This window comes from Bifidobacterium lemurum (assembly GCF_014898175.1).
GTDB classification, from domain to species: Bacteria; Actinomycetota; Actinomycetes; order Actinomycetales; family Bifidobacteriaceae; genus Bifidobacterium; species Bifidobacterium lemurum.
The window spans coordinates 2,724,324-2,748,647 of record NZ_CP062948.1 but is presented as its reverse complement, the minus strand read 5'-3'; the positions used below and the strand labels follow the sequence as shown (position 1 = coordinate 2,748,647).

General features: G+C 60.5%; 24 protein-coding genes. 19 read left to right on the top strand and 5 right to left on the bottom strand.

The genetic code is table 11. The features are described 5' to 3' along the window. Positions 1 to 130: 130 nt before the first annotated feature. Complete coding sequence (locus BL8807_RS10990; protein WP_143147978.1) at positions 131 to 652, bottom strand: hypothetical protein; 522 nt, start codon at positions 650 to 652, stop codon at positions 131 to 133. Positions 653 to 933: 281 nt separating this feature from the next. Further along, a complete protein-coding gene (locus BL8807_RS10985) occupies positions 934 to 1,737 on the bottom strand; it encodes a Cof-type HAD-IIB family hydrolase (protein ID WP_072725360.1) in 804 nt (267 codons plus the stop codon). 134 nt (positions 1,738 to 1,871) lie between these two features. Between BL8807_RS10985 and BL8807_RS10980 the strand changes: the two genes are divergently transcribed. The 11 genes from BL8807_RS10980 to tig all read left to right on the top strand — a co-directional run bounded on the left by BL8807_RS10980 (position 1,872) and on the right by tig (position 16,402). Next, positions 1,872 to 2,849 (top strand): MetQ/NlpA family ABC transporter substrate-binding protein, encoded by a 978-nt coding sequence (locus BL8807_RS10980; protein WP_072725595.1) that lies wholly within the window; start codon positions 1,872 to 1,874, stop codon positions 2,847 to 2,849. Then, complete coding sequence (locus BL8807_RS10975) at positions 2,846 to 4,042, top strand: methionine ABC transporter ATP-binding protein (RefSeq protein WP_072725358.1); 1,197 nt, start codon at positions 2,846 to 2,848, stop codon at positions 4,040 to 4,042. Before BL8807_RS10980 ends, BL8807_RS10975 begins: the two co-directional genes overlap by 4 nt. Then, entirely contained in the window at positions 4,039 to 4,722 is a 684-nt protein-coding gene (locus BL8807_RS10970; protein WP_072725356.1) for a methionine ABC transporter permease, read from the top strand. The genes BL8807_RS10975 and BL8807_RS10970 overlap by 4 nt, the downstream gene beginning before the upstream one ends. Positions 4,723 to 4,757: 35 nt before the next feature. After that, a complete protein-coding gene (locus BL8807_RS10965) occupies positions 4,758 to 5,909 on the top strand; it encodes a M20 metallopeptidase family protein (protein ID WP_072725354.1) in 1,152 nt (383 codons plus the stop codon). Positions 5,910 to 5,914: 5 nt separating this feature from the next. Further along, positions 5,915 to 7,612, top strand: a complete 1,698-nt coding sequence (locus tag BL8807_RS10960) for an NAD+ synthase (RefSeq protein WP_072725352.1) — start codon at positions 5,915 to 5,917, stop codon at positions 7,610 to 7,612. A 219-nt stretch (positions 7,613 to 7,831) separates the two neighbouring features. Next, the gene (gene pflB / locus BL8807_RS10955; protein WP_072725350.1) at positions 7,832 to 10,207 is read left to right on the top strand and encodes a formate C-acetyltransferase; all 2,376 of its coding nucleotides are present in this window, start codon (positions 7,832 to 7,834) and stop codon (positions 10,205 to 10,207) included. Between the two features lie 456 nt (positions 10,208 to 10,663). Continuing rightward, complete coding sequence (locus tag BL8807_RS10950; RefSeq protein WP_094725499.1) at positions 10,664 to 11,920, top strand: IS110 family RNA-guided transposase; 1,257 nt, start codon at positions 10,664 to 10,666, stop codon at positions 11,918 to 11,920. A gap of 151 nt (positions 11,921 to 12,071) precedes the next feature. Then, the gene (pflA, locus tag BL8807_RS10945; protein ID WP_072727075.1) at positions 12,072 to 12,953 is read left to right on the top strand and encodes a pyruvate formate-lyase-activating protein; all 882 of its coding nucleotides are present in this window, start codon (positions 12,072 to 12,074) and stop codon (positions 12,951 to 12,953) included. Between the two features lie 72 nt (positions 12,954 to 13,025). Further along, positions 13,026 to 13,688, top strand: a complete 663-nt coding sequence (locus tag BL8807_RS10940) for a DUF3000 family protein (protein WP_072727074.1) — start codon at positions 13,026 to 13,028, stop codon at positions 13,686 to 13,688. A gap of 52 nt (positions 13,689 to 13,740) precedes the next feature. Beyond that, complete coding sequence (locus BL8807_RS10935; protein ID WP_370737568.1) at positions 13,741 to 14,988, top strand: HRDC domain-containing protein; 1,248 nt, start codon at positions 13,741 to 13,743, stop codon at positions 14,986 to 14,988. Positions 14,989 to 15,040: 52 nt separating this feature from the next. Further along, positions 15,041 to 16,402 (top strand): trigger factor, encoded by a 1,362-nt coding sequence (gene tig, locus BL8807_RS10930; RefSeq protein ID WP_072727073.1) that lies wholly within the window; start codon positions 15,041 to 15,043, stop codon positions 16,400 to 16,402. A gap of 194 nt (positions 16,403 to 16,596) precedes the next feature. Here the strand turns inward: tig and BL8807_RS10925 are convergent, their stop codons facing one another. Beyond that, entirely contained in the window at positions 16,597 to 17,361 is a 765-nt protein-coding gene (locus BL8807_RS10925) for a MazG nucleotide pyrophosphohydrolase domain-containing protein (protein WP_072727077.1), read from the bottom strand. 307 nt (positions 17,362 to 17,668) lie between these two features. On the opposite strand from BL8807_RS10925, the gene BL8807_RS10920 reads away from it, so the two are divergent. The 5 genes from BL8807_RS10920 to BL8807_RS10900 all read left to right on the top strand — a co-directional run bounded on the left by BL8807_RS10920 (position 17,669) and on the right by BL8807_RS10900 (position 20,908). Beyond that, positions 17,669 to 18,052, top strand: a complete 384-nt coding sequence (locus BL8807_RS10920; RefSeq protein ID WP_072727071.1) for a transcriptional regulator — start codon at positions 17,669 to 17,671, stop codon at positions 18,050 to 18,052. A 268-nt stretch (positions 18,053 to 18,320) separates the two neighbouring features. Then, complete coding sequence (locus BL8807_RS10915) at positions 18,321 to 18,497, top strand: hypothetical protein (protein WP_158217133.1); 177 nt, start codon at positions 18,321 to 18,323, stop codon at positions 18,495 to 18,497. A 275-nt stretch (positions 18,498 to 18,772) separates the two neighbouring features. Continuing rightward, positions 18,773 to 19,030: a hypothetical protein gene (locus tag BL8807_RS10910; RefSeq protein ID WP_072727069.1), complete on the top strand. Its 258-nt coding sequence runs from the start codon at positions 18,773 to 18,775 to the stop codon at positions 19,028 to 19,030. A 170-nt stretch (positions 19,031 to 19,200) separates the two neighbouring features. Continuing rightward, a complete protein-coding gene (locus BL8807_RS10905; RefSeq protein WP_072727076.1) occupies positions 19,201 to 19,569 on the top strand; it encodes a metallopeptidase family protein in 369 nt (122 codons plus the stop codon). 178 nt (positions 19,570 to 19,747) lie between these two features. Next, positions 19,748 to 20,908, top strand: coding sequence for an ATP-binding protein (locus BL8807_RS10900; RefSeq protein WP_072727068.1), 1,161 nt, complete (start codon positions 19,748 to 19,750; stop codon positions 20,906 to 20,908). Between the two features lie 164 nt (positions 20,909 to 21,072). On the opposite strand, the gene BL8807_RS10895 is transcribed toward BL8807_RS10900, so the two are convergent. Continuing rightward, positions 21,073 to 21,369, bottom strand: coding sequence for a nucleotidyltransferase family protein (locus tag BL8807_RS10895; RefSeq protein WP_072727067.1), 297 nt, complete (start codon positions 21,367 to 21,369; stop codon positions 21,073 to 21,075). Positions 21,370 to 21,487: 118 nt separating this feature from the next. Here BL8807_RS10895 and BL8807_RS12220 point away from each other — a divergent pair, with 118 nt between their 5' ends. Then, a complete protein-coding gene (locus BL8807_RS12220) occupies positions 21,488 to 21,589 on the top strand; it encodes a metallopeptidase family protein (RefSeq protein WP_143148021.1) in 102 nt (33 codons plus the stop codon). Here BL8807_RS12220 and BL8807_RS10885 read toward each other — a convergent pair. Further along, positions 21,584 to 22,561 (bottom strand): hypothetical protein, encoded by a 978-nt coding sequence (locus BL8807_RS10885; protein WP_072727066.1) that lies wholly within the window; start codon positions 22,559 to 22,561, stop codon positions 21,584 to 21,586. The genes BL8807_RS12220 and BL8807_RS10885 overlap by 6 nt on opposite strands. Positions 22,562 to 22,848: 287 nt before the next feature. Between BL8807_RS10885 and BL8807_RS10880 the strand changes: the two genes are divergently transcribed. Beyond that, the gene (locus BL8807_RS10880) at positions 22,849 to 23,589 is read left to right on the top strand and encodes a DUF1819 family protein (protein WP_072727065.1); all 741 of its coding nucleotides are present in this window, start codon (positions 22,849 to 22,851) and stop codon (positions 23,587 to 23,589) included. A 36-nt stretch (positions 23,590 to 23,625) separates the two neighbouring features. Then, positions 23,626 to 24,312 (top strand): DUF1788 domain-containing protein, encoded by a 687-nt coding sequence (locus BL8807_RS10875; protein WP_072727064.1) that lies wholly within the window; start codon positions 23,626 to 23,628, stop codon positions 24,310 to 24,312. The last annotated feature ends 12 nt before the right edge of the window (positions 24,313 to 24,324 follow it).

Here is a 24,324-nt window from a genome sequence, read left to right as displayed (position 1 = left end):
TTCGGCTCAACGGTGTTTTTACGGAAGAGGGCGGTTGTCCGCGTAAAAAGTGACGCTGAGCCGAGGCGGGAGCAATGCCAGATGGTGTAGCGGCGTAATCCGCTCGACCTGCGGAATCGACGCCGTTGGATTAGTCGTCCACGCCCATGCGCAGTTCGAGGGAGTCGCAGGCCTGGTCGAGGGAATCGTCGATCGCGTCGAGACGGGTGTCGAACATGAAATACGTCTGACGGTCGATCGCGCCGCTGCGCACGGCGGCCTCGATCTGGTCCTCGACGGTGTCGACCTGCAATTCAATCTGCTCAAGCGGTGCCTTGGCATCGATATACGCCTGCGGTCGGTCCGCGAGATTCGATGGAACAGAGACGTTGCCAGCGGTCTCGATCGCGGAGGCGGCCTGCTGTTCCAAGTCGGTGATGGTGGCGTCGAAATCGTCGGTGTTCGTGGAGGATTGGCTATTGGATGATCCGGACCCGTCGGTCGAGTCCGTCGTGTCGGAGGTACCGTCGTTCTGGCTGTTCTTCAGATCGTCGATCTCCTGCTGCATGGTGTCGAGCTTGTCGAGGATCTGCTGGTCGGCGCTGTTGGTGCATCCGCCCACCAAAGTGAGCGCGGCAATGGCGGTGACGGAGGTGGCTATGATACGCGTCATTGTGTTGTTCATACCCACCAATTCTACGCAGTGCCGCCAGCGTATTTCCAGTCATATGCGTATGAACTATATCACACCCTCACGGGGGTGTGATAAGGGTGGTGTTGGCTCTTGACCCATCGTTCTGGTGGTGCTTTTCCTCGTCATCCCGAGCGAAGCGGAGCGAAGTCGAGGGATCTCAACGCGTTTGTGGATGGGGATCCCTCGACTTCGCTCGGGATGACGGTGTGGTGTGCTCGGGATGAGGGTGTGGCTGGGATGACGACGGTGGCGCGCCCGGACTAGAGCACGCCGAAATGGGTGAGCGCGTTGAGGATGCCGTCGTGGTCGACGTCGTCGGTCACGTAATCGGCGGCCGCCTTCGGCGCTTCCGTGGCGTTGCCCATCGCCACGCCGACGCCGGCGAACGCGAGCATCTCCGTATCGTTGCCGCCGTCGCCGAAAGCCATCGTCTGTTCACGGCCCCATCCGTATCGTTCCATGAACCGTTGCATGCCGCGCGGCTTGCCGCCGTCCGCGGGAATCAGATCGGTGAAGTCGGGATGCCAACGCACGCCTTTGACGTTTCCGCACAAACCGATGATCTCGTCTTCGAGAGCCTCGTCGACGAAAGGACTGATCTGGAACGTCTCATGCGTTTCGGGCCGCACGTGCGGGTCTCCGATATGCGTGGTCGGCGCGGTTTTGCCGAGCTTGCGCCAGGTCGCGCGCATCGCGTCGGTGATCTGGTTGAAGTAGACGTAGTCCTCCTCGCAATAGTTCGCCACCACATCCGGATGCGCGTCAAGCCATGCGGTGATCGTGCGCACGTCGCCCGGCGCCAACGTCTGGTATTCGCGATAGCCGTGGTCGTCGAAGCAGTATTGCCCATTGAGTCCGACGATGCCGTCGAACGCGACGGGAATCGTGTCGAGCACGACGCCCATATGCGAAGGCGCGCGCCCCGTGCAGACGAACACCTTGATTCCATGCCTTTGCAGGCGGTGCAGCGCGTCGATGGTGGAGACTGGCACCTCATGGGTGGTGAAACTGGTGAGCGTGCCGTCGATATCGAAGAATACGGCCTTGATGTCATACGATGCCATCGTCGGAGCCTCCCGTCTGTATATCCGAAACCATTGTCGTGCGTGCCGAAGACCTGACCCGGACCTGGCCGTGCGTTGGACCCCATGATGATATTCTGTCAACCAGCAGTCAAGGATCAATAGAGGGAATGGAAATGACAGCCACCAATCAGCGGCCCTCCTCACCGATCGACCCGAACGAGCCGGTGCGTGTGAACCACACGTTGCGCAACTCCATCATCGCCGTCATCGTGGTGGCCGTCCTCGCGGTCGGGGGATTCCTCGGATACCGCGCGGTTGTCGGCACGAGCGAAACCGCGCCCAAAGGCTCCGCGGACAATCCGGTGCGGATCGGCGTGGTCGGCGCCACCGACCCCCAATGGCAGGTGTTCCAGCGGAAGGCCGAGGCCGAGGGCATCCACGTCGACATCATCGACTTCCAGGATTACACCTCCGAGAATCCGGCGCTCGATACCGGCGATTTGGACTTGAACGAATTCCAGCATCTGCTTTACCTCGCCAACTACAACGTGGGCAACGGCAAGGACCTGCAGCCGATCGGCGGCACCGCCATCTACCCTCTCGGCGTCTACTCCACGAAATACCGGTCCATCGATGAGATTCCGGACGGGGCCACCGTCGTCATTCCAAACGATGAGACCAATCAGGCGAGAGCCATCGGCGTTCTCGAATCGGCCGGACTGATCACGCTGACCGGCGAATGGACCGCGTTCACCACGCCGGCCGACATCGACGAAAGCGAAAGCAAGGTGAACGTCACCGCGCTGAAGGCCGAGCAGGTCGCCAACAGCCTGAGCGACCCGCAGGTGGCGGCCGGCATCGTCAACAACGTCTACGTGTCCGATGCGGGAATCGATCCGGACGACGCCATCTACCAGGACGACGCCGAATCGGAATCCGCCCGCCCGTACATCAACGTGTGGGTGGCGCGCAAGGACGATGCGGACAACGAAACCTACCTGAAGCTCGCCCAGTTGTTCCGGGATCCGGAGGTGTTCGAAGCGCTTCGGGAGAATTCCGGCGGCACCGCGGTGGACGCCACGGGTTTCAGTGCCGAGGAGCTGCAAGGCTTCCTCGCCGACATCGAAGACGACGTCAGGGCGGCCCAATGAGCGAACCCATCATCGTGCTGAGCCATGTGGTCAAGGAGTTCCGCCAACGCGGCGCGGGCGCGGCCGGCACGGCGCGCGCGGTCGACGATGCGAGTCTCGTCGTCGACGCGGGCGACATATTCGGCATCATCGGGTATTCGGGAGCGGGCAAATCCACGTTGGTGCGGCTTATCAACGCGTTGGAGCGCCCGACTTCGGGCACGGTCAGCGTGCTCGGCACCGACATCACCGCCTTGCCGGAATCGAAACTGCGTCCGATCCGCCGTAAGATCGGCATGATCTTCCAACAGTTCAACCTGTTCTCCACCAAAACCGTGGCGCAGAACATCGCCTACCCGCTGCAGCTCGACCATTGGCGCAAGGACTATCAGGAGCGCCGCGTCGCCGAACTGCTCGAATTCGTGGGGCTGGCCGAGCATGCGGACAAATACCCATCGCAGCTTTCCGGCGGGCAGAAGCAGCGAGTCGGCATCGCCCGCGCGCTGGCCACGAATCCCGAGATCCTGCTCGCCGACGAGGCGACCAGCGCGCTCGACCCGGAGACGACCAACGAGGTGATGGGGCTGCTCAAACGCGTCAACGAGGAATTCGGCATCACCATCGTGCTCATCACCCATCAGATGAATGTGGTGCAGCAGATCGCCAACCGCGTGGCCGTGATGAGCGCCGGACGCGTGGTGGAATGCGGCGACGTCTACGACGTATTCGCCGCGCCGCGGCAAGAGGCCACCAAACGCTTCATCGCCACCGCGCTTTCCGGCGTGCCGGACGAGGCGCGGATCGGCCGGCTGCACCACGATTGGCCCGGCCGCATCGTCACCGTGATTATCCGACAGCGGGACGTCCAACGAATCTCAGCGGAACCCGCCTCCGGTTCCAAGTCAGAAGCGACCGCCGAACGCGCCGGGCACGGCGTTCCCGACGGCTCGCCGGTCACGATTCCCGCGTCGGGGCAGCGCCTTTCCGAACTCATCGCGCGCCACGGCGTCACCGCCAACCTGCTGTATGGCGGTGTCGACACGGTCGGAGGCATCGCCATCGGCGCGGTCACCTACGAATTCTCCGGCAGTGAGGAAACGCTCGTCGCCTTCCTCGACGACCTTCGGCGCGACAGCGACGTGGTCGACTTCGGCACCGCCGACCATCCGGTCTCCTATCAGGAGGCCATCGCCGCACAAGGAGGGGCGCGATGATCGTATTGTCCTCACGCAGCGACTGGACCGTGCTGCGGCCGCTGCTATTCGAATCCATCGGCCAGACGCTCACCATGGTGCTCGTCACCCTCCTGATCGGCGGATTCCTCGGTCTTGTGCTCGGCGTGGTGCTGTACGGCACACGACCGGGCAATCTGTTCGAAAACGCGGTCGTCTACCGGGGGCTCGACGTGATCGTCAACATCGTGCGGCCCATCCCGTTCATCATCTTCCTGGCGGCTATGCAGCCCGTCACCATCAACGTGGTCGGCACGTCCATCGGCACCGCGGCGGCCATCTTCCCGATGGTGCTGATGTGCACCTTCGCCACATCCCGTCTGGTCGAACAGAATCTGGTGCCGGTGGACTCCGGTATGATCGAGGCCGCCCGCGCGATGGGCGCGTCCAAACTCACCATCATCCGCACGGTGCTTATCCCCGAGGCTCTGGCGCCGCTGATCCTCGCCTACGCCTTCCTGTTCATCGGCGTGCTCGACATGTCCGCCATGGCCGGCTACATCGGCGGTGGGGGACTGGGCAACTTCGCCATCGCCTACGGATACCAGAAATTCGACCCGACCGTCACCTGGACGGCCGTGATCATCATGATCCTGCTCGTGCAGGTGGTGCAGGGACTCGCCAACGCGATCGCCAAACACCTGCTCAAACGCCAACGGTAACGATGCCCGCGCCACGGGTTCACTAGGATGGAAGCATGACCGAGCATATTGAGATCGATGAAGAGCTGATCGCCATCCGCCACCATCTGCACGCCCACCCCGAGCGGAGCTTCCGCGAATTCGAGACCACCGTCTATCTGGAACGCCAGCTTGCGGACCACGGCATCGAAATCCTCGACAATCCGATGGAGACCGGTGTGGTCGGCCTTATCGAAGGATCCGCTGGGCCGGGCCCATGCGTCGCCCTGCGCGCCGACATCGACGGACTGCCCATCGAAGAGGACTCCGCCCTCGACTTCCAATCCGAAAACACAGGCGTGATGCACGGATGCGGGCACGACCTGCATATGACCGGACTGCTGGGCGCGGCCTTCTGGCTGGCCGCCCACCGAGACCGCTTCTCCGGATCGATACTGATCGTGTTCCAACCCGCCGAAGAGACCGGGCGCGGCGCGAAAGCCATGATCGATGCGGGGCTGCTCGACGGCGTCGACGCGATCATCGGCACGCACAACAACCCCAACTACGCTCCCGGACAGATCGCCATCGGCGCCGAACCCATGATGGCCGGCTGCGTGCGGTTCAACGTCACCCTGCACGCCGAGGGCACTCACGCCGGATATCCGCACAAGGGCACCGGCCCGATTGAGGCGCTCGCCTCCATGATCCTGAGCCTGCAGACCATCGTGAGCCGCAACGTCTCGCCGTTCCATCCGCTGGTCCTGTCCATCACCGAAGTGCATGGCGGGCACGTGTGGAACGTGGTCCCGGCCGAAGCCGGCTTCCAAGGCACGGTGCGATACTTCCACAAGGAGGACGGCGAGCTGGTCGGCCGGCGGTTCCGTACCGTCGTGGAGCAGACCGCGGCCGCATACGGCATCCGGGCCGACGTGGACTGGGACGACTTCCAGGACCCGCTCGCCTCCGACCCCGACCTGGCGATGGCCCTCGCCTCCGAGGTCAGCGACTACGCCCAGCTCGAGCCCATCCGCCCCTCCATGGCTGGAGAGGACTTCTGCGAATACACGAAGGTCACGCTGCCGGTGTTCGCGTTCATCGGCTCGAACGGCATCGAAGGCTGCCCCGACTGGCACAGCCCCCATTTCGTGGGATTGGACGAGTCGATCCCCACATTCGTGAACTTCTACGTCAACGCCGCGCTGCGCGTGCTGAAGGAACTACACTGAGGAGCATGACTCAGATTCGTTTCGCACTCGCCCAGATCGACACCTGCGTCGGAGACCTCGACGCCAACGCCGCCAAAGTGCTCGACAGGGCACGTCAGGCCGCGGGGATGGACGCGAAAGTCGTCGTATTCCCCGAAATGACGCTCACCGGATACCCCATCGAAGACCTCGCCCTGCGCGCCACCTTCCGACAGGCCGCGTGGGACAAGGCCAACGCGCTCGCCGCCGATCTCGCCGCCGAAGGGCTCGGCTCCCTGTTCGTGGTCGTGGGCACGGTGGGCACCGACCGTGCGAACGACAAGCCGCGCAACCGTCTGGTGGTGCTGCACGACGGCGTGGTGTGGGCCGGATACGACAAGCATTTCCTGCCCAACTACGGTGTGTTCGACGAATTCCGCATCTTCTCGGCGGGGGATCGAGCCATGGTGCTCGACGTGGATGGCGCGCGCCTCGGCGTGGCCATCTGCGAGGACATCTGGCAGGAGGGCGGACCTGTGGCCGATCTCGCCGGCCGCGGCATCGACGCGCTCGTCACCATCAACGGCAGCCCCTATGAGGAGGGCAAAACACAGACCCGCTGCGCGCTGGTGCAGCGCCGCGCGGCCGAGGTGGACGCGCCGGTGATCTACGTGAACCAGGTCGGAGGCCAGGACGACCTCGTGTTCGACGGCGGCAGCTTCGTCGTCGACCGCGACGGCGCGCTGCTGCAGCGTTCCCCGATGTTCATGGAGGATCTGGCCTGCTGGACGCTCGACACCGCCCTGGAGCATCAGGAACGGGTCCGCGTCGCGCCCGATCTGGACCCGGACGAGGAGGTGTACACCGCCTGCGTGCTGGGATTGAAGGACTATATGGCCAAGAACCGCTTCACCGGCGTGACCCTCGGCCTGTCCGGAGGCATCGACTCCGCGCTCGTCGCCGCGATGGCCGCCGACGCGGTGGGCGGCGAGAACGTGTGGGGCATCTCCATGCCGAGCATGTACTCCTCCGACGGCTCCAAGGACGACGCGGCCGATCTGGCCGCGAACATCGGCGCGCATTATGACGTGCAGCCCATCGAACCGCTGTTCGTCGCCTTCCAGAAGCAGCTCGAACTCGAGGGCGTGGCGGCCGAAAACCTGCAGGCGCGCATCCGCGGCGTCATCGTGATGGCCTACTCCAACTCCAAAGGCCTGCTGGCCGTCGCCACCGGCAACAAATCCGAACTCGCCTGCGGATACTCCACCATCTACGGCGACGCGGTGGGCGGATACGCGCCCATCAAGGATCTGCTCAAAACCCGCGTGTGGGAGCTGGCCCGCTGGCGCAACCGCGCGGCGGCCGAAGGCGTCGGCATCGGCGGCCTCAACATCGTGGGCAACGAGGCGGGGGAGCGCGGCATTCCGCTCGCCGGCGGCGTGATGATCCCCGTCAGCTCGATCGAGAAGGCGCCGAGCGCCGAACTGCGCCCCGGGCAGAAGGACTCCGACTCGCTGCCCGAATACGAGCTGCTCGACCAGGTGCTCGCCGCCTACATCGAACATGCTCATGGACGCGCTGACCTGTTGGCCGATGGTTTCGACGAGCGGACCGTCGACACGGTGATGCGACTGGTGGACCGCGCCGAATGGAAGCGCCGTCAGTACCCGCTCGGACCGAAGGTCACGGCGCTGGCGTTCGGGCGCGACCGCCGACTGCCCATCACCACCGCCTTCCGCGAATAGAGGCAACATGAGATCGGGCCGTGGCCGCAGACATATGCGGACGCGGCCCGATCGCGTTTTTCGGCGACGGCGCGAAGCCACGGCGGTGTGAGCGATAACGGAATGTGAGGTAGCTCACGCGAGTTTTATGGGTTCTCCCAGCGGGCGAAGACTACACTTAAGAGGCAATGGTGCTGTGACGATGCGGCATCACGACAAAACAAACACCAAGGAGTGGATATGACAGCAGTTGAGACGACCGCGGTCACCCCTGAGGAGCTGGACGCCAAGGCGTGGGCCGGCTTCGAAGGCGGCAACTGGCAGCAGGATATCGACGTTCGCGACTTCATCCAGAAGAACTACACCCCGTACGACGGCGATGAGTCCTTCCTGGCGGATGCCACCGAAAAGACCAAGCATCTGTGGAAGTATCTCGACGACAACTATCTGGCGGTCGAGCGCAAGCAGCGCGTCTACGACGTGGACACCCACACCCCGGCTGATGTCGACGCCTTCCCGGCCGGCTACATCGACTCCCCGGAGGTCGACAACGTGATCGTCGGCGTGCAGACCGACGAACCCTGCAAGCGCGCCATGATGCCGAACGGCGGCTGGCGTATGGTCGAGCAGGCCATCAAGGAAGCCGGCAAGGAGCCGGATCCGGAAGTCAAGAAGATCTTCACCAAGTACCGCAAGACCCACAACGACGGCGTCTTCGGCGTGTACACCAAGAACATCAAGGTCGCCCGCCACAACAAGATCCTCACCGGTCTGCCGGACGCCTACGGCCGCGGCCGCATCATCGGCGACTACCGCCGTGTGGCCCTCTACGGCGTGAACAAGCTCATCGAGTTCAAGAAGCGCGACAAGGACTCCGTGCCCTACCGCAACGACTTCACCGAGCCGGAGATCGAGCACTGGATCCGCTTCCGCGAGGAGCATGACGAGCAGATTAAGGCCCTCAAGAAGCTCATCAACCTGGGCAACGAGTACGGCCTCGACCTGTCCCGCCCGGCCCAGACCGCCCAGGAGGCCGTGCAGTGGACCTACATGGGCTACCTCGCCTCGGTCAAGAGCCAGGACGGCGCCGCCATGTCCTTCGGCCGCAACTCGACCTTCTTCGACATCTACATCGAGCGCGACCTCAAGGCCGGCGTCATCGATGAGGCCGGTGCCCAGGAGCTCATCGACAACATCGTCATGAAGCTGCGCATCGTGCGCTTCCTGCGCACCCAGGACTACGACGCGATCTTCTCCGGCGACCCGTACTGGGCGACCTGGTCCGACGCCGGCTTCGGCGACGACGGCCGCTCCATGGTCACCAAGACCTCGTTCCGTCTGCTTAACACCCTGACCCTCGAGCACCTCGGACCCGGCCCGGAGCCGAACATCACCATCTTCTGGGATCCGAAGCTGCCGGAAGGCTACAAGCGCTTCTGCGCCAAGATCTCCATCGACACCTCGGCCATCCAGTATGAGTCCGACAAGGAGATCCGCTCCCACTGGGGCGACGACGCCGCCATCGCCTGCTGCGTCTCCCCGATGCGCGTGGGCAAGCAGATGCAGTTCTTCGCCGCCCGCGTGAACTCCGCCAAGGCACTGCTGTACGCGATCAACGGCGGCCGCGACGAGATGACCGGCATGCAGGTCATCGACAAGGGCGTGATCGAGCCGATCACCCCCGAAGCCGACGGCACCCTGAGCTACGAGAAGGTCAAGAACAACTACGAGAAGGCTCTCGAGTGGCTGTCCGAGACCTACGTCGAGGCGCTGAACATCATCCACTACATGCATGACAAGTACGCCTACGAGTCCATCGAGATGGCCCTGCACGACAAGGAGGTGTACCGCACCCTGGGTTGCGGCATGTCCGGTCTGTCCATCGCCGCCGACTCCCTGGCCGCCGTCAAGTACGCCAAGGTCTACCCGATCTACAACAAGGACGCGAAGACCATGGAAGGCCACGAGTACGAGTACGTCGAGGGCGCCGATGACGACCTGATCGTCGGCTACCGCACCGAGGGCGAGTTCCCGCTCTACGGCAACGACGACGACCGCGCCGACGACCTCGCCAAGTGGGTCGTCTCCACCGTGATGGGCCAGGTCAAGCGCCTGCCCGTCTACCGTGGCGCCGTCCCCACCCAGTCCATCCTGACCATCACCTCCAACGTGGAGTACGGCAAGAACACCGGTTCCTTCCCGTCCGGCCACGCCAAGGGCACCCCGTACGCTCCGGGCGCCAACCCGGAGAACGGCATGGACTCCCACGGCATGCTGCCGTCGATGTTCTCGGTCGGCAAGATCGACTACAACGACGCGCTTGACGGCATCTCGCTGACCAACACGATCACCCCCGACGGCCTCGGCCGCGACGAGGAGGAGCGCATCGGCAACCTGGTCGGCATCCTCGACGCCGGCAACGGCCACGGCCTCTACCACGCCAACATCAACGTGCTGCGCAAGGAGACCATGGAAGACGCCGTCGAGCATCCGGAGAAGTACCCGCACCTGACCGTGCGCGTCTCCGGCTACGCGGTGAACTTCGTCAAGCTCACCAAGGAGCAGCAGCTCGACGTGATCAGCCGTACGTTCCACCAGGGCGCCGTCACCGACTGATTGAAGCCGTGACGCGCTGAGCGTGAAACGCTGAAGGCGGAACCCATATGGGTTCCGCCTTTTCGTGTATTCGCCGTCATCCTGAGCGGAGGCGCAGCCGGAGTCGAAGGATCTCCACACACAGTGTGCCGGTGAGAGATCCTTCGACTCCACTGCGTTCCGCTCAGGATGACGTTGATGATGGTTATTGCCGGTTTGTCCGGTGATAATTGAAGGTGGCGGTCCGGGCGGTGACCCCCAGGATGACTGACGCCGTTCCTTTCGGGAAGCGGCTGTCCCGCCCTCGATCTGTCCCGCCCGGGACCGCCGGACCGAGGGCCATGGACGCATGACCTCATAGGAGCGTGGACGCTCCCATCGGACCCCGCATCGTCCATGGTAGCGTGTCCCGTCAACGTCCCGTCTGCGCCGGAAGCCCCCGGAACGACCATCGACGGCCAGCGAAGGAGGACAACGATGACGCCGCCCATGGAGACGATCTACGCCGGGGTGGACACCCACACCGACACCCACACGCTCGCCCTGCTCGACTGGCGCGGACGGCCGCTGGCCACGCGGACGTTCCCGACCGACGCCGCCGGCTACGAGGCGCTGGCGGGCATGCTGCCCGACCCGTCCCGGGTCGTGGTGGGCGTGGAGGGGACCAACTCGTACGGCGCGGCCCTGGCCCGCAGGCTCGCCGCCGCGGGCTACGAGACGCGCGAGGTGCTGCGCCCCAAACGCGCGGTGCGCCGCAGGGACGGCAAGTCCGACCCCGTCGACGCCGCCGAGGCGGCCAGGAGCGTCATGGCCGGAGACGGGACCGGGCCGAAGAGCTCGGACGGCTGGGTCGAGGCCCTGCGCCACCTCAACACGCAGCGCGACCGGCTGGTGTCGGCCATGACCACGCTGTCCAACAGCGTCAACGGCATGCTCGTCACCGCGCCCGAGACCGTCCGGGACCGCTACCGGAGCCTGAGGACCGGGAGGCGCATGACCCGCCTTGCCGCCTGCCGGCCCGCCGGCGGGCCGGTCGAGCGCGCCGCGCTCACCGCGATGAAGGCGTCCGCGACGGCGTGGAAGGCCCTCCGCGAACAGGCGGACGGGCTCGAGAGGGCGATGCGCGAGATCCTCGAGGAACACGCCCGCGCGCTGCTCGACCTGAACGGGGTCGGCGTCGTCACCGCGGCCACCCTGGCCGTCGTCGCCGGCGACAACCCCGAACGAGTCAGAAGCGAGGCCGCGTTCGCCAAACTGTGCGGCGCGTGCCCCCTGCCCGCCTCCAGCGGCAGGACCAGCCGCCACCGGCTCAACCGGGGAGGCAACCGGCAGGGCAACAAGGCCCTGCACCAGATCGCCGTCGTGCGCCTGCGCCACCACCAGCCCACCCGCGACTACATGGCCAAAAGGACCCGCGAGGGCAAAAGCAAGATGGAGACCATCCGCTGCCTCAAACGCTACATCGCCCGCGAGATCCACCGCGTCCTCATCGCCGTCCGCGACGGCGACCCCGGACGCGAGCCACCCGCCCGGCGCGGCGCCATGCTGCGCGAACTGAGGCTCTCCCACGCGCTGACCCAGCGACAGGTCGGACAGGCCCTCGGCGTGCCCTCCAGCAGGATCAGCGAGATCGAACGAGGCGCCCGCGACCTGCCCGAACTCGAACGACGAGCCACCCAATGGATCCACAGCACCACCGACACACCACCCCAACAACAGCTTGACAAACTATAGGAGCATCGGGGTGTGTGGCGTTCCGTTCAGGATGACGGGATGCGACGTGACGAAGCCCACATCGGCTTTCCGGCGAGCCACCGGCGGTCCCGTCGTCGGAGCACTAGACTGGGATGTCAGTACAAGACAATGACGAATCAGGAGGACGACGATGTCTGACGCGACCCGATTCCGCACCACCACGCGGCATATGCTCAAACAATCGAAGGAATACGCCTCCCAGACGCTGATGGGCGGCCTGTCCGGCTTCGAATCTCCCATCGGACTCGACCGGCGCGACCGCATCGACGCGCTCAAAACCGGCGATATCGGCTTCGTCCACTCCTGGGACATCAACACCTCCGTCGACGGGCCCGGCACTCGCATGACCGTTTTCATGAGCGGATGCCCATTGCGCTGCCAGTACTGCCAGAATCCCGACACATGGAAGATGCGCGACGGCAAGCCCGTCACTCTGGAGGCCATGATCAAGAAGGTCGACCGCTACAAGGATCTGTTCAAAGCCACAGGCGGCGGCATCACCTTCTCCGGCGGCGAGTCGATGATGCAGCCCGCGTTCGTCTCGCGCGTGTTCCGCGCGGCCAAGGAGATGGGCGTGCACACCTGTCTCGACACCTCGGGCTTCCTCAACAAGAACTACACCGACGAGATGCTTGAGGACATCGATCTGTGCCTGCTCGACGTGAAATCCGGCGACGAGGAGACCTACCACAAGGTTACCGGCGGCCTGCTGCAGCCCACGATCGACTTCGGACAGCGCCTTTCAAAGGCCGGCAAGAAGATCTGGGTGCGTTTCGTGCTCGTGCCGGGCCTGACCGACTCCGAAGAGAACGTCGACAACGTGGCGAAGATCTGCGCGAGCTTCGACGGTGCGGTGGAGCATATCGACGTGCTCGGATTCCACCAGCTCGGCCGCCCCAAGTGGCATGAGCTGCGCATCCCATACCCGTTGGAGGACGCCAAGGGCCCCAGCGCCAAACTGCGCCAGCGCGTCATCGAGCAGTTCCAATCCTACGGCTTCACCGTCTACTAAATTCCTGCGGAGTTCAGGCGCAAGGGCGTGTGGATGCGCTGCAACGGGGCTTGGGGCCTTTAGCCTAGGTATATGGCAGACATCTACGCATTCCCGGCGGGTGCGCCTCCAACGGCGTCGGCGCCCCGGCAAGACGGATTGCCCGAACGACCGGCCGGCGTGCCCGATGAGGTGTGGAACGCCGTGGAGTCGGTTCGGGATATGACGCGTGTCGGCGACGTGCGTTACCGCGAGATCCCCGTTCCTTCCACGCTGTCCGACTACGGTATCGGCGTCGAATTGGAATGCGGCGAACATGGCGATGATGCCGCGTCGTTCCCATCGGATCCGTACCGCTCGCCGCGACTTGCCACGGGTTGGATTATGATTCTGTTCTCGGCGCAGTCGCGTATCGATTGGGCCGGTCGCTGGCGGTGCGTGGCCTTCACCCGACTGCCGCTGCATGCCAGCGAGAACGATGGACTCGCCCCACGCATGTATTGGGACGAAATGTGCGACTTCCTGTCGGATGTGAATCCCGATTCCGTCGGCGGCACGGTGACCGTGACCCAGAACACGTCGTTCGGTTCGTTGCCGTCCGAGACGGACGCCGGATGCGAGATGCGCGTGTCGTGGTCGCCGCTTGGTCTGCCCGACGGCGGACTCGATGCCGGCGCGCAGGTCGGTATGTGGGCCAGGTTCATCAGATCCACTGTTCGTTTCGACGAGGGATTGGGTAGTGACTCATCAGATTGACCGTCGCATCGCCAAGGCGGAGCCGCGTCTGCTCAGCGAGCCGCGCGGGGGAGTGCCCGACGTGATCGACACGCTCGCAGGGTTCCGTGAGGCATGCGACGCTTTGGGCGCGGCATCCGGCCCGTTGGCCGCCGATGCCGAACGCGCGTCCGGATACCGGTACGGCCATGAGGATTGGCTGGTGCAGTTCAAACGCGGTGACGCCGGCATCATGCTGTTCGACCCGGTGGCTTTGGGTCAGGCCGGTGCCGATTGGAACGACTTCAACCGCGCCGTGGGCGACGCGACATGGATTCTGCATGATTCGATGATGGACCTGCCGGGCTTCGGCGACCTGGGGATGACCCCGCAACGTCTGTTCGACACGGAGATCGCCGCCCGGCTGCTGGGTATGCACCGCTTCGGGCTCGCCGCGGTGATCGAGCATTATCTCGGCGTGACCTTGGCCAAAGAGCATTCCGCGGCCGACTGGTCGTACCGCCCGCTGCCGCGAGACTGGCGCAACTACGCCGCGCTGGATGTGGAACTGCTTATCGAGCTGGAAGAGTTGATGCGTCGGGACCTGCGCGAGCACGGCAAGGACGAATGGGCCGAGGAGGAGTTCGCGTTCGCCCTGCGGGAGGGTCTCACCCCCAAGCCACCGCATCCCGCGCCTTGGATGCGCATCTCACGCATCACCCAGCTGGGCCGCGACCGACGCGGACTCGCCATCGCCAAATCGCTGTGGGAGGAGCGCGACCGGTTGGCCCGCCAATACGACATCGCCCCCAGCCTTCTGCTGGCCGACTCGTCGATTATGGAGGCCGCGCAGAAGAAACCGCACAACGTGCGCGAATTCCGCGCGATCCGCTGTCTCAACGAGCGTGTGCGCATGCATACCGGCAGCGCGCAGGACAAAATGTTCGAACGGTACGCGCCCATCCAACGCGAGGTCAAACCCCGCGTTTGGAAGGACGCGATCCAACGCGCGCTTGACCTGAAACCCGGCGAACTGCCCGTCATGCCGGCATCCAGTCAGCCCGGAGAGAACGAGACGAACGCGCCACGGTCGATGCGCATCTGGCAGACCCGCCATCCCGAACGATACGAGCGCCTGCAACGGGTGCGCAAGGTCGTCAACCAAATCGGCGAGGACACGCGCACGCCGGCCGAAATCATCGTCAAACCGCAGATTCTACGCAACCTCTGCTGGCTGGACGATCCCGCGAATGTGGACGTGGCGCGATTCCTCGAGGAGCAGGGCGCCCGGGCGTGGCAGGTGAAACTCATCGCAGCGTCCGTGAGTAGGGTTATCATGTAGAGGTTGCCCTACGGCAGAATGTAAGAAAACACGACTTTCAGGAGCGTTAAGCGTGAAAATCAGCGTTAGGAATCTTGAGCCGACCAAGGTGAAGCTCACCGTCACCGTCGACCCGGAGGAGTTCGAACCCTATCTGGACGAGGCCCGCAAGGAGATTGCCAAGCAGGCGAACATCCCCGGCTTCCGCAAGGGACATGTGCCGGCGAAGCTCATCGAGCAGCGTTACGGATTCGCCGGCATCGCCGGTGAGGCCGTGAACAACGCGGTGCCGGAGCTCTACTCCAAGGCGCTCGAGGAGAAGAAGATCCGCCCGATGGCCCAGCCCGAGCTGGACGTGCAGGAAGTCCCCGCCTCCTCCAAGGACGAGACCAAGCTGAAGTTCATCGCCACCGTGGAGCGTCGTCCGGATATCAATCTGCCGAAGCTCGACGGCATGGAAATCGCCATCGCCAAGCCCGAAGTCAAGGATGAGGACGTGAACGCCCGCCTTGAATCCCTGCGCCAGCGTTTCGGCACCCTCGTGGGTGTGGATCGCCCGGCCGCCAAGGGCGACTTCGCCAACATCGACCTGGACGCCCAGATCGACGGCGAGTCCGTCGACTCCCAGGAGGGCGTGAGCTATGAGCTCGGCTCCGGCACCATGCTCGACGGTCTGGATGAGGCCCTCGAAGGCCTGTCCGCCGGCGAGGAGACCACCTTCGAAGGCACGCTGGAAGCCGGCGAGCACGAGGGCGAGAAGGCTCAGATCAAGGTGAAGGTCAACTCCGTGAAGGCCGAGGAGCTGCCGGAGCTGGATGACGAGTTCGCCCAGGAGGCCTCCGAGTTCGACACCCTCGAGGAGCTTAAGGAAGACATCCGCAAGAACGCCGCCGACGCCGCCAAGGGCCGCCAGGCCACCGACGCCCGCGACGCGTTCATCGCCAAGCTGCAGGAAGAGCTGGAGATCCCGGTGCCGAAGGGCGTCAAGGCCTCCATGGTCGAAGAGCACCTCAAGGGCATGACCCCGGATCCGGAGAAGGCCACCAAGGAGCAGAAGGCCGAAGCCGAGGAGCAGGTCGAGAAGGAACTGCGCGACCAGATGACCCTCGACGCTCTGGCCGAGATGCTGGACGTGCAGGTCTCCCAGGCCGACGTGTTCAACTTCCTCGCCTCCATCGCCCAGCAGTACGGCATGGATCCGAACAACTTCATCCAGGCGATCGTCCGCAACGGCCAGCTCGGCTCCGCCGTGCAGGAAGTCGGACGTTCCAAGGGCCTGCTCGCCGGCATGCGCGCCGTGAAGTTCACCGCCGACGGCGAAGAGGTCGACCTGTCCGCGTTCCTCGGTGAGGACGACGAAGAGGCCGACTCCGTCGAAGCCGCTTCCGCCGCCGCTGCCGTGGCCGACGAACTGGCCAACGCCGACGCCGAGTGAGCTTGCGCTTGCAACGCGATCGACAGCTAGTTACTAGCTTCTAACAAAAGACCGGAGCCTGTAATGGGTTCCGGTCTTTTGCTGTTGCTGCAGTTGTCGTTATACTGCGCACTCGTTACTCGTCATGCCGAGCGCAGTCGAGGCATCTCATCCCGCCACTCCGCTCAGTTCCCGTTGATGTTCCCTGACAGCTTCTACCGAGCGCTTGATTCCAAATCGATGATCCGCTGTTCGATGTCACGCAGGCGATTGCGCAACGCCGATTCGATGTCGACCCCATCGGCGTCGGCCTGCTGAATGACGCGCAGGATCTGATCGGCGTAATCATCCGGTGTCGACTGGCGCGAATCGGCGTCGGTATTGGCCCGCATTATGGCTTTTACGAACAATTCCGAATCGTCGGCTTTGGCCACACGATGCACAATCTTCGCCGCGCGAGGGAACGCGCCCTGCGCGTGCGAGATGCCTTCGATGGCGGACTTGCGGCGCTTCTCGCGCTGCTTCATCTGATTCCATGTCGCCAGCACCTCTTCGGCGGACTCCTCTTTGCCTGTGTTCGCGTCATCATCAGGTGCGAACACGTTCGGATGACGGGTGATGAGCTTATCGACCAGACGGTCGCACACCTCATCCAAGGTGAACGGGTCGGTCGCATCCTTCTCGCATACGGCGGCCTGATACAGCGACTGCATGAGCAGATCGCCGAGCTCCTCGCGCATGCCCTCACGGTCGTTCTCCTCGACCGTATCGACGAATTCGTAGGTCTCCTCAAGCAGATTCTTGAGCAGGGTCGTGTTGGTCTGTTTCTCGTCCCACGGGCATCCGCCGGGATTGGCGAGAATCGTCACCAGCACGCGGGCACGCTCCAACGCGGTCGGTGCTTGGACGACGGGATCAAGCTTCGAACACCGTTCGAAGCCTGCGGGCAGTTGGTAATCGTCATGTGCTGCTTCAGTCATGCAGCCCATACTAATCTCGCCCAGGTAACAGCGCCCATCTATCGGCCACACACCTTTGGCGTACTTTCCCTCCGTCATGCCGAACCTTCTCGTCACCATGCCGGGTACCTTTATTTGTCATGCCGAGCGGAGTCGAGGCATCTCCATCATCCTCGTCATGTCGAGCGTCCTCTTCATCATCATCCCGGGCATGCCTTCCTACGTCATGCAAGTGTTCCCTTCTTCGTCATGCCGAGCGGAGTCGAAGCATCTCCGCCATCCTGTCGTACACTTGTCCCAGCGGATTATGGCGGCGAAATGAGGGCATATGAGCGACAACAGCACGGACCGTAAAGCGCTGGAGGCGCTGGCGGGGGAGTCGCCCCAAGAGCAGATCGCCTATTACCGCAAACCGTTCATGGTGCTGTGGGCGGCCGTGCAGGAGGCGAGCAGCGAACTGTCCGAGGATTACGACCTTTCGCCGGAAATGGCCCAATTGTGGGTCGCCGAACGCATGCGCCAAGTCTCCGATTCTCTGGTGGATCGCTTGGCGGAGAAGGCCGCGTCGCGCGGCATCAGCAAATCGAATATCGCCCGAGCCGCCGATGCCAGTCCCGCCAATGCTCTGCGGCGGTTCCCACGTCTGCGAAACGATGCCGATGCCGCAAAAACCCGTCTGCTTATCGACGACGTCCTCGATTCGTTGGAGTAGCCATAGGCCTGCCCCCCCCCTCTGGTTCTCGGGCTTTAACGTGTTGACTCCTGCGGGTGTGGATGAGTTGCTGTGCGCTATCACACCGTCAACGGTGATGGATAACCCGTGTGTGTATGATTCGGCAGTTACTGCCGATTCGCCCACGTTGAAAATCCATCTCCCGTGGATAAGCTGTCATTTACTATCGGAATGTCCACGTTGAGGGGCTGGGCCTCGTGGATAAGATGTCATTGAATACCGGAGCACCTACGCTGATGGACTATACGTGGGCCATACCGATCGCGCGGGTTTTCCGCCGGTTCATCCAATCGGATCGCCTTGGGATGACGATCCGTGTGAGAGCGACCTGATCGATTGCCAGATAGTGCTTGATTTGTACGCCCAGATCAAGGGCGATGAGTCCGAAGAGACGATGAAGCGAGCCTATGCTGAATGCTTCTAGAGTCTGGGAGCTGATGATTCTGAATCGTGTATCGACGTGGACTCGCCGGCTTTCGCGCATGCGGCTGATGAGTGGGTGACATTCGACTTCACCGACGAAGATGGGCTGACTTCGCTGGAATATGTGGTGGCCCACGCGGCGGAGCTTGCCGCATCCGAACCGCGGTTGACCGCCGAATGCATTCGTATGGCGAAGTCCGTCTCGACGACGCATAGCGAGAGTGTGTGCGTTTGGTACGCGACCGGTGCAGGGCGCTGACGATTCTGGGTGACTGCATGGTGCGTTGGGAAGAGCTGGCCGCGTCGATTTATTATGCCCCGATTCGGACGAATCCGGCTGAGCTGTTGGTGGGATTGTTTGATTTCGGTGTCGACGCCGCGATGTTGGACCCGGGTATTAGACGTGAGCTGCTGATCGGTGTGTTCCTTGATGCATGGGCCGTGTTGCCGCATCGCGCCTATGGCGGCCAGACTCCTGAGGAGGCCGGTGAACGCCTGCCCATCATCGACCCCAACGACCCGCTGTTCGACTGAGTCCGCACGGGTTTGGCTGCCCGACATGTTGGAAAACGTGCAGCCAAACCCCTGTTTCATGTTGGAAAGTGGCAGACGACAGGCTATTTTGTGTTGGAAAATGTGCACGCTGAGATGATTGGGTATGGTTGAAGGGCGTGACAACACAGTGAAAGAGTGCTGATATGGCGTTGAGAATGACGGATGACGAGTTCGCGGCCGCGGTCGAGGAGGCGTTGGATTCGATTCCCGAACGGTTCCGCGAAGTGCTCGACAATGTGGGCATCGCCATGGCCGACGAACCGAACGAGCGCGAGCTCGCCTCCATGTGCGGCTCCCACGGCGAGTTGCTGGGTTTGTATGAAGGCGTGCCGATTACGCAGCGCACCACCAGTTACGGCGGTGTGATGCCCGACATCATCACCATCTTCAAAGGCCCACACGAACGTGTCTGCTCCACCCGTCAGCAGCTCGTCCACCAGATCGGCATCACCGTGATCCACGAGATCGGCCACTATTTCGGCCTCGACGACGACTACCTCCATTCGCACGGGTACTGATATGGATACGGGTGTGTGCATTAGATCGGCTGGAACCGTTGGTGTAAATCGGGAATAGCATGCATGTAAATCGGGAATAGAGTGGGTGTAAATCAGGAATAGAATAGGTGTAAATCGGGAATAGAAAGCGTGTTAATCTGGATTAGATGATGCCATAAGTTGAAGGAAAGGCGACTCGATGATTCCGCGGGCTATTACGCCGACCATGATTCGGCAGTTTCAACAGTTTCCTATCCTTACTTTGACGGGCACAAGGCAGAGCGGCAAAACTACGTTGATCCGTGAGCAGTTTCCTCAGTATGATTACGTGTCGTTAGAGAACCCCGATGCGCAAAGTCTCGCTGTGAATGATCCCCTGACATTTCTTGCCAGATACAACAACCATGCCATATTCGATGAGGCGCAGCGTGTGCCGCAGTTGTTCTCTTACCTGCAAGGCATCGTCGATGAGCGGGGGCAGGAGCCGGGACAGTTCATCTTATCCGGATCGCAGAATTTTCTGCTGATGCAAGGCATCTCACAGTCATTGGCCGGGAGGGCATCGGTTCTTCACCTGATGCCGTTGTCTCATAGCGAGTTGGCGAATGCTGACATGGGCATGGATATGTGGGTTCGCAGAGGCGGTTATCCGCGAATTTACGACATTGGTCTTGATCCTATTGACTATTTTCCGAACTACGTGTCTACGTATGTGGAGCGGGATGTCCGTGAAGAGTTGGGTGTGCGTAAGCTGTCTCAATTCCGCGACTTTCTTGTGCAGTGCGCAGTTCGGGTCGGCGAGGTGGTCAACTATAGCGCCATGGCTTCCGCTTGTGGCGTCAACGCAAAGACCGTCGAGGAGTGGATTTCGATGTTGGAATCCAGTTTCATCGCCTTCAGGTTGCATCCTTACCATAAGAACTTCGGCAAACGATTGATCAAGGCGCCGAAACTGTATTTTTATGACACTGGATTGGCTAGCTATCTACTCGATCTGGAAAGTGATGATGAGTTGATGATGAGCAAGTATCGCGGTCCTCTGTTTGAGAACGCCGTGGTATCGGAAATCATGAAGGCGTATGCCGTACGTGGAAGAACTCCACGCTTGTACTATTGGCGTGATGATAAACAGCAGGAAATCGACCTGATCATCGAGAAGGGCGGGGCCGTTCGCTATGCAGTCGAAGTGAAGGCTTCCGCGACTTATGATTCGCATGCTTTCGCCACAATCTCAAAGTTGTCCGAAATCATGGGATTGGATTTGGCGCAACGCATCGTGGTGTACGGCGGGCGTGACTCTATGGAAACCTCTTTCGGAAGACTACTGACCATCGGTGATATACCGCAGCTGACATTATGATTGCGGGAAGACCGGGCTTGTGATGCGAGGCGGGGCGGCCGCTACTTCGGTGTCGACGACGATTCCCTCCATTCGCATGGATACTTGTTGTTGTGGATGATGGTTTGCTCTGTGCTTGCGTCCGATTTCTACGATGCGCCGGAGCTTATGCGGGTCTTTCTCGTTCATAGCAGCACCGCGTCCTTGAATACGGCGTTGCGGAACGGTCCGTCGTTGAGTTCGCTCAGTTCGTACATGTCCACATCTTTGCCGGACTTCTCTCGTAGTTCTTCGGCCATGGCGAATACGTTCAATGGGCTGAATCCGGGATTGCCTTCCAACAACACGTCGATGTCTGAAATCGATGTTGCCTCATTGCGCGCGTAGGAGCCGAATAAGCGTGCCGATTTCATGCCGTAATGCGACGACATGGGAACGATGAGTTCGCGAAGTTCATCATGGCTGTATACATGTGAGATCATGACGACTCCTTCATCATGATGGAATCTAACTTACCCTCGCATTATTGACATGCCATTGTTCTCAAACATGATAGCGGCGTGATACCTGACATTAGCGATCTTCAAAGTCTACGCAAACATGTCTGCCTCTGCCTACCAGCAGCTGGTGTGCATGATCGGCTCCACCATGATTCACGAGATTGGTCACCGCCTTGGTCTTGATGATAGCGAGAATCTATGATGTCTGATTTTGGGAGTTCTCTTGCAATAGGTTATATCGTTTGAGAACGCTGAATATTTCCATCACTGCGCCTACGTATTGCTCAGACTGATTGTATTTTATTACCGCCCCCACCATTTGGCTGATGTCTTCTTGCTGAGTGTTGAACAAACGCTGCGCTGCATTAGAGATGCTCTCTTCGTCTGATAGCGGGACTGTTGATTCGACTTGTGCAATACCAACAGTGAGCTTGGTACCAGGAATTGCCACTAGCAGGTTCTCCACTGTCCGTATCCATTTTGGCCTGTTGAGATCTTCGTAAATGAGAATTGAGGTTAGCAAAGAAGGAGAAGCGGATTGCTTCTGCGATTCCTGTTTGATGACGCTGATATAACGTTGGACCTGTTGGCTAAAAGAACGTATGATTAAGGTCTCTTTGCGTCCTTGTAGGGCATTCGATTCGGTTTGTTTTTCTTCTGGATCATTACGGAGAAGTTCGAAGAATACGATAATCACAAGAGCAACGGATAATGAAGACCACAGACTATCAATCATTGAGGAAAAATTCGATGGCGCAAGACATGAGTAGTCAAAAGAAAGGGATGTTATTCCGAGAGCGACAGACAGAATGCAATTAAGAAGTATCACGGAAATGTTTAATAATCTTTCGCCAAAGCCAAAAGCTTTTGCTGCGGATACCCCGTATGTTGCGATTGAGAACAATAATGTGGACATGAAAAGCGCCATCATTTTTGCAGCGAAATCAACTTTCATCTCTGATAGAACTGCTAATTCCGCGATGAGAATAATGATAATTGGCGTGAATCGAAGAACAATCTGTCTGAAGAATCCTGAAGATTGTCCCGCGACAATCGCGCTGAGTGGCATATAGGAGTTGATTGCTGGTTGACGATCTCTACGCTTTATGAGCAGAAAACAAGCGTACATTGCCACAGCGGCAGTGATTATGACCATCGACCATGTAATGAACATACTTGTTTATCCTTCGATCTTGAACGAGCTTTATTGAGTTTACTGAAACGAGTGCCCATTCGTGCTGGTGCAGGGTTTAGTTGATGTTTTGCATATTGTGAGCGTTATCGCCGAATTATGAGATTACCTCTGAGAGGGCGTGTTACGACGTAGACTGGTTATTGAGGATTATCGCTGAAACATGTTATGAAGTCTCAGTCCCAGTTCGGTAGAAGATTCAATTATTCGATACTTTGTTGTATCCTGAGGTATTCTGCTTGCTTGAGTAAAGGGGGAGAAAGACTGATATGGCGTCATATGGTGCGGAGACGTTGCAGGACGGACGTTATCGGCTTTCCTTTACGGTGGGCGGTCTGTTGGTCTCGCAGGGACAGACTATTGCCTCGCTTTTATTGGCTGAATGTGGCTCCCGCACCGATATGACTTCTAATGATGCTGTGGAAGCTCTCGAATCGAACCCGAATACGGGTGTGAATGCAGCTTTAGCTGCTGAAGCGGTTGAAGTAGGCGAACAAGTTGTCAAGGTACGGCAGCGGGCGGTTGACGAGAATGTTTTAAGCATTCGTACGTATTCAGCGAGTGTGCGTACTGTGCGTGAGGTCATCAAGCGGCTGAGTGCTCTCACATGGCAGGAGCTTCGCCATCTTGCTGATGAAGATAGCCCACTACCGGATCGTCAGGCATTGATGTGGGTGGCGATGTGTCGCTATTACGCTATCGTTGGCGAATTCGCGAATGAAGTATTGAGAGAGCATTATTTGTTGGGAAAGGCGACGGTTACACATGATGATTATGACCGGTTTATGTTGGACAAGTCGTTGTGGCATCCTGAAGTTGATGATTTGAGTTCAGCAACGATTGCAAAACTGCGCTCGAATGTGTTCAAGGCCATGTTTGAGGCAGACTTGTTGTGCAAAGAGGACGACACTATTAGGCCTTCACTGCTCAGCCGCGAGATGACCAGTATTCTTATGAGAAGGGCAGATTCGTTCGACTTCTTCCCGATGCGAGGAACCTCCCTCGCGTAGCCTGGAATCAGTGCATCAGAGCAGGAAGGATGACAGATGTCCGACGATGTGACCAGCATCGATGAGCGACGCAATATCGATGAGGATTTCGCGAAGCTTCGTCGAATTATGGAAGACGAATCGTTCCGCAAGGGGAGCGGTTTGGCTGGCGAACAGGCGTTTTACATCTACGATTATCCGCCCGAACAGGAACTCGAGGTTATAGAGCATATTCCGACGTTGGTTTCGCAATTGCAGACCATGACACCTCAACGTGCCGGTGATTTCGCTCCGAAAGTATTGATTTTAGACCTTTACGACATCATCATCGAAGCATTGCAACAGCGTAAGGTGCTCGATAAAGTTCTCGATATCGAAGCAAGGCGTCATCAAATCGTGTCCTCGAATGTTCGAGAAGATAAATTCCTTAGCCTGTTGAACAACATGTTGGGAGCGGATGCGAAACAAGTTCCCGACCTTATCAGCCGTCATTACGAAGAGGCGAGATCGCAAGGCAATGCGGATATTCTATTCATCACCGGTGTGGGTAAGGTCTACCCCTATGTGAGGGCTCATACGTTACTGAATACGCTTCAGGGACGTATTGATGATTGCCCGTTGGTGCTGTTTTATCCTGGCGTATACGCCAGCAGATCCGTTTCCGGTTCGACCATGACGTTGTTCGGTTGTCTGCCAGAAGACAACTATTACCGGGCGAGAGACCTTATGGAGATGAGTGCATAATGCGGTGGCTAT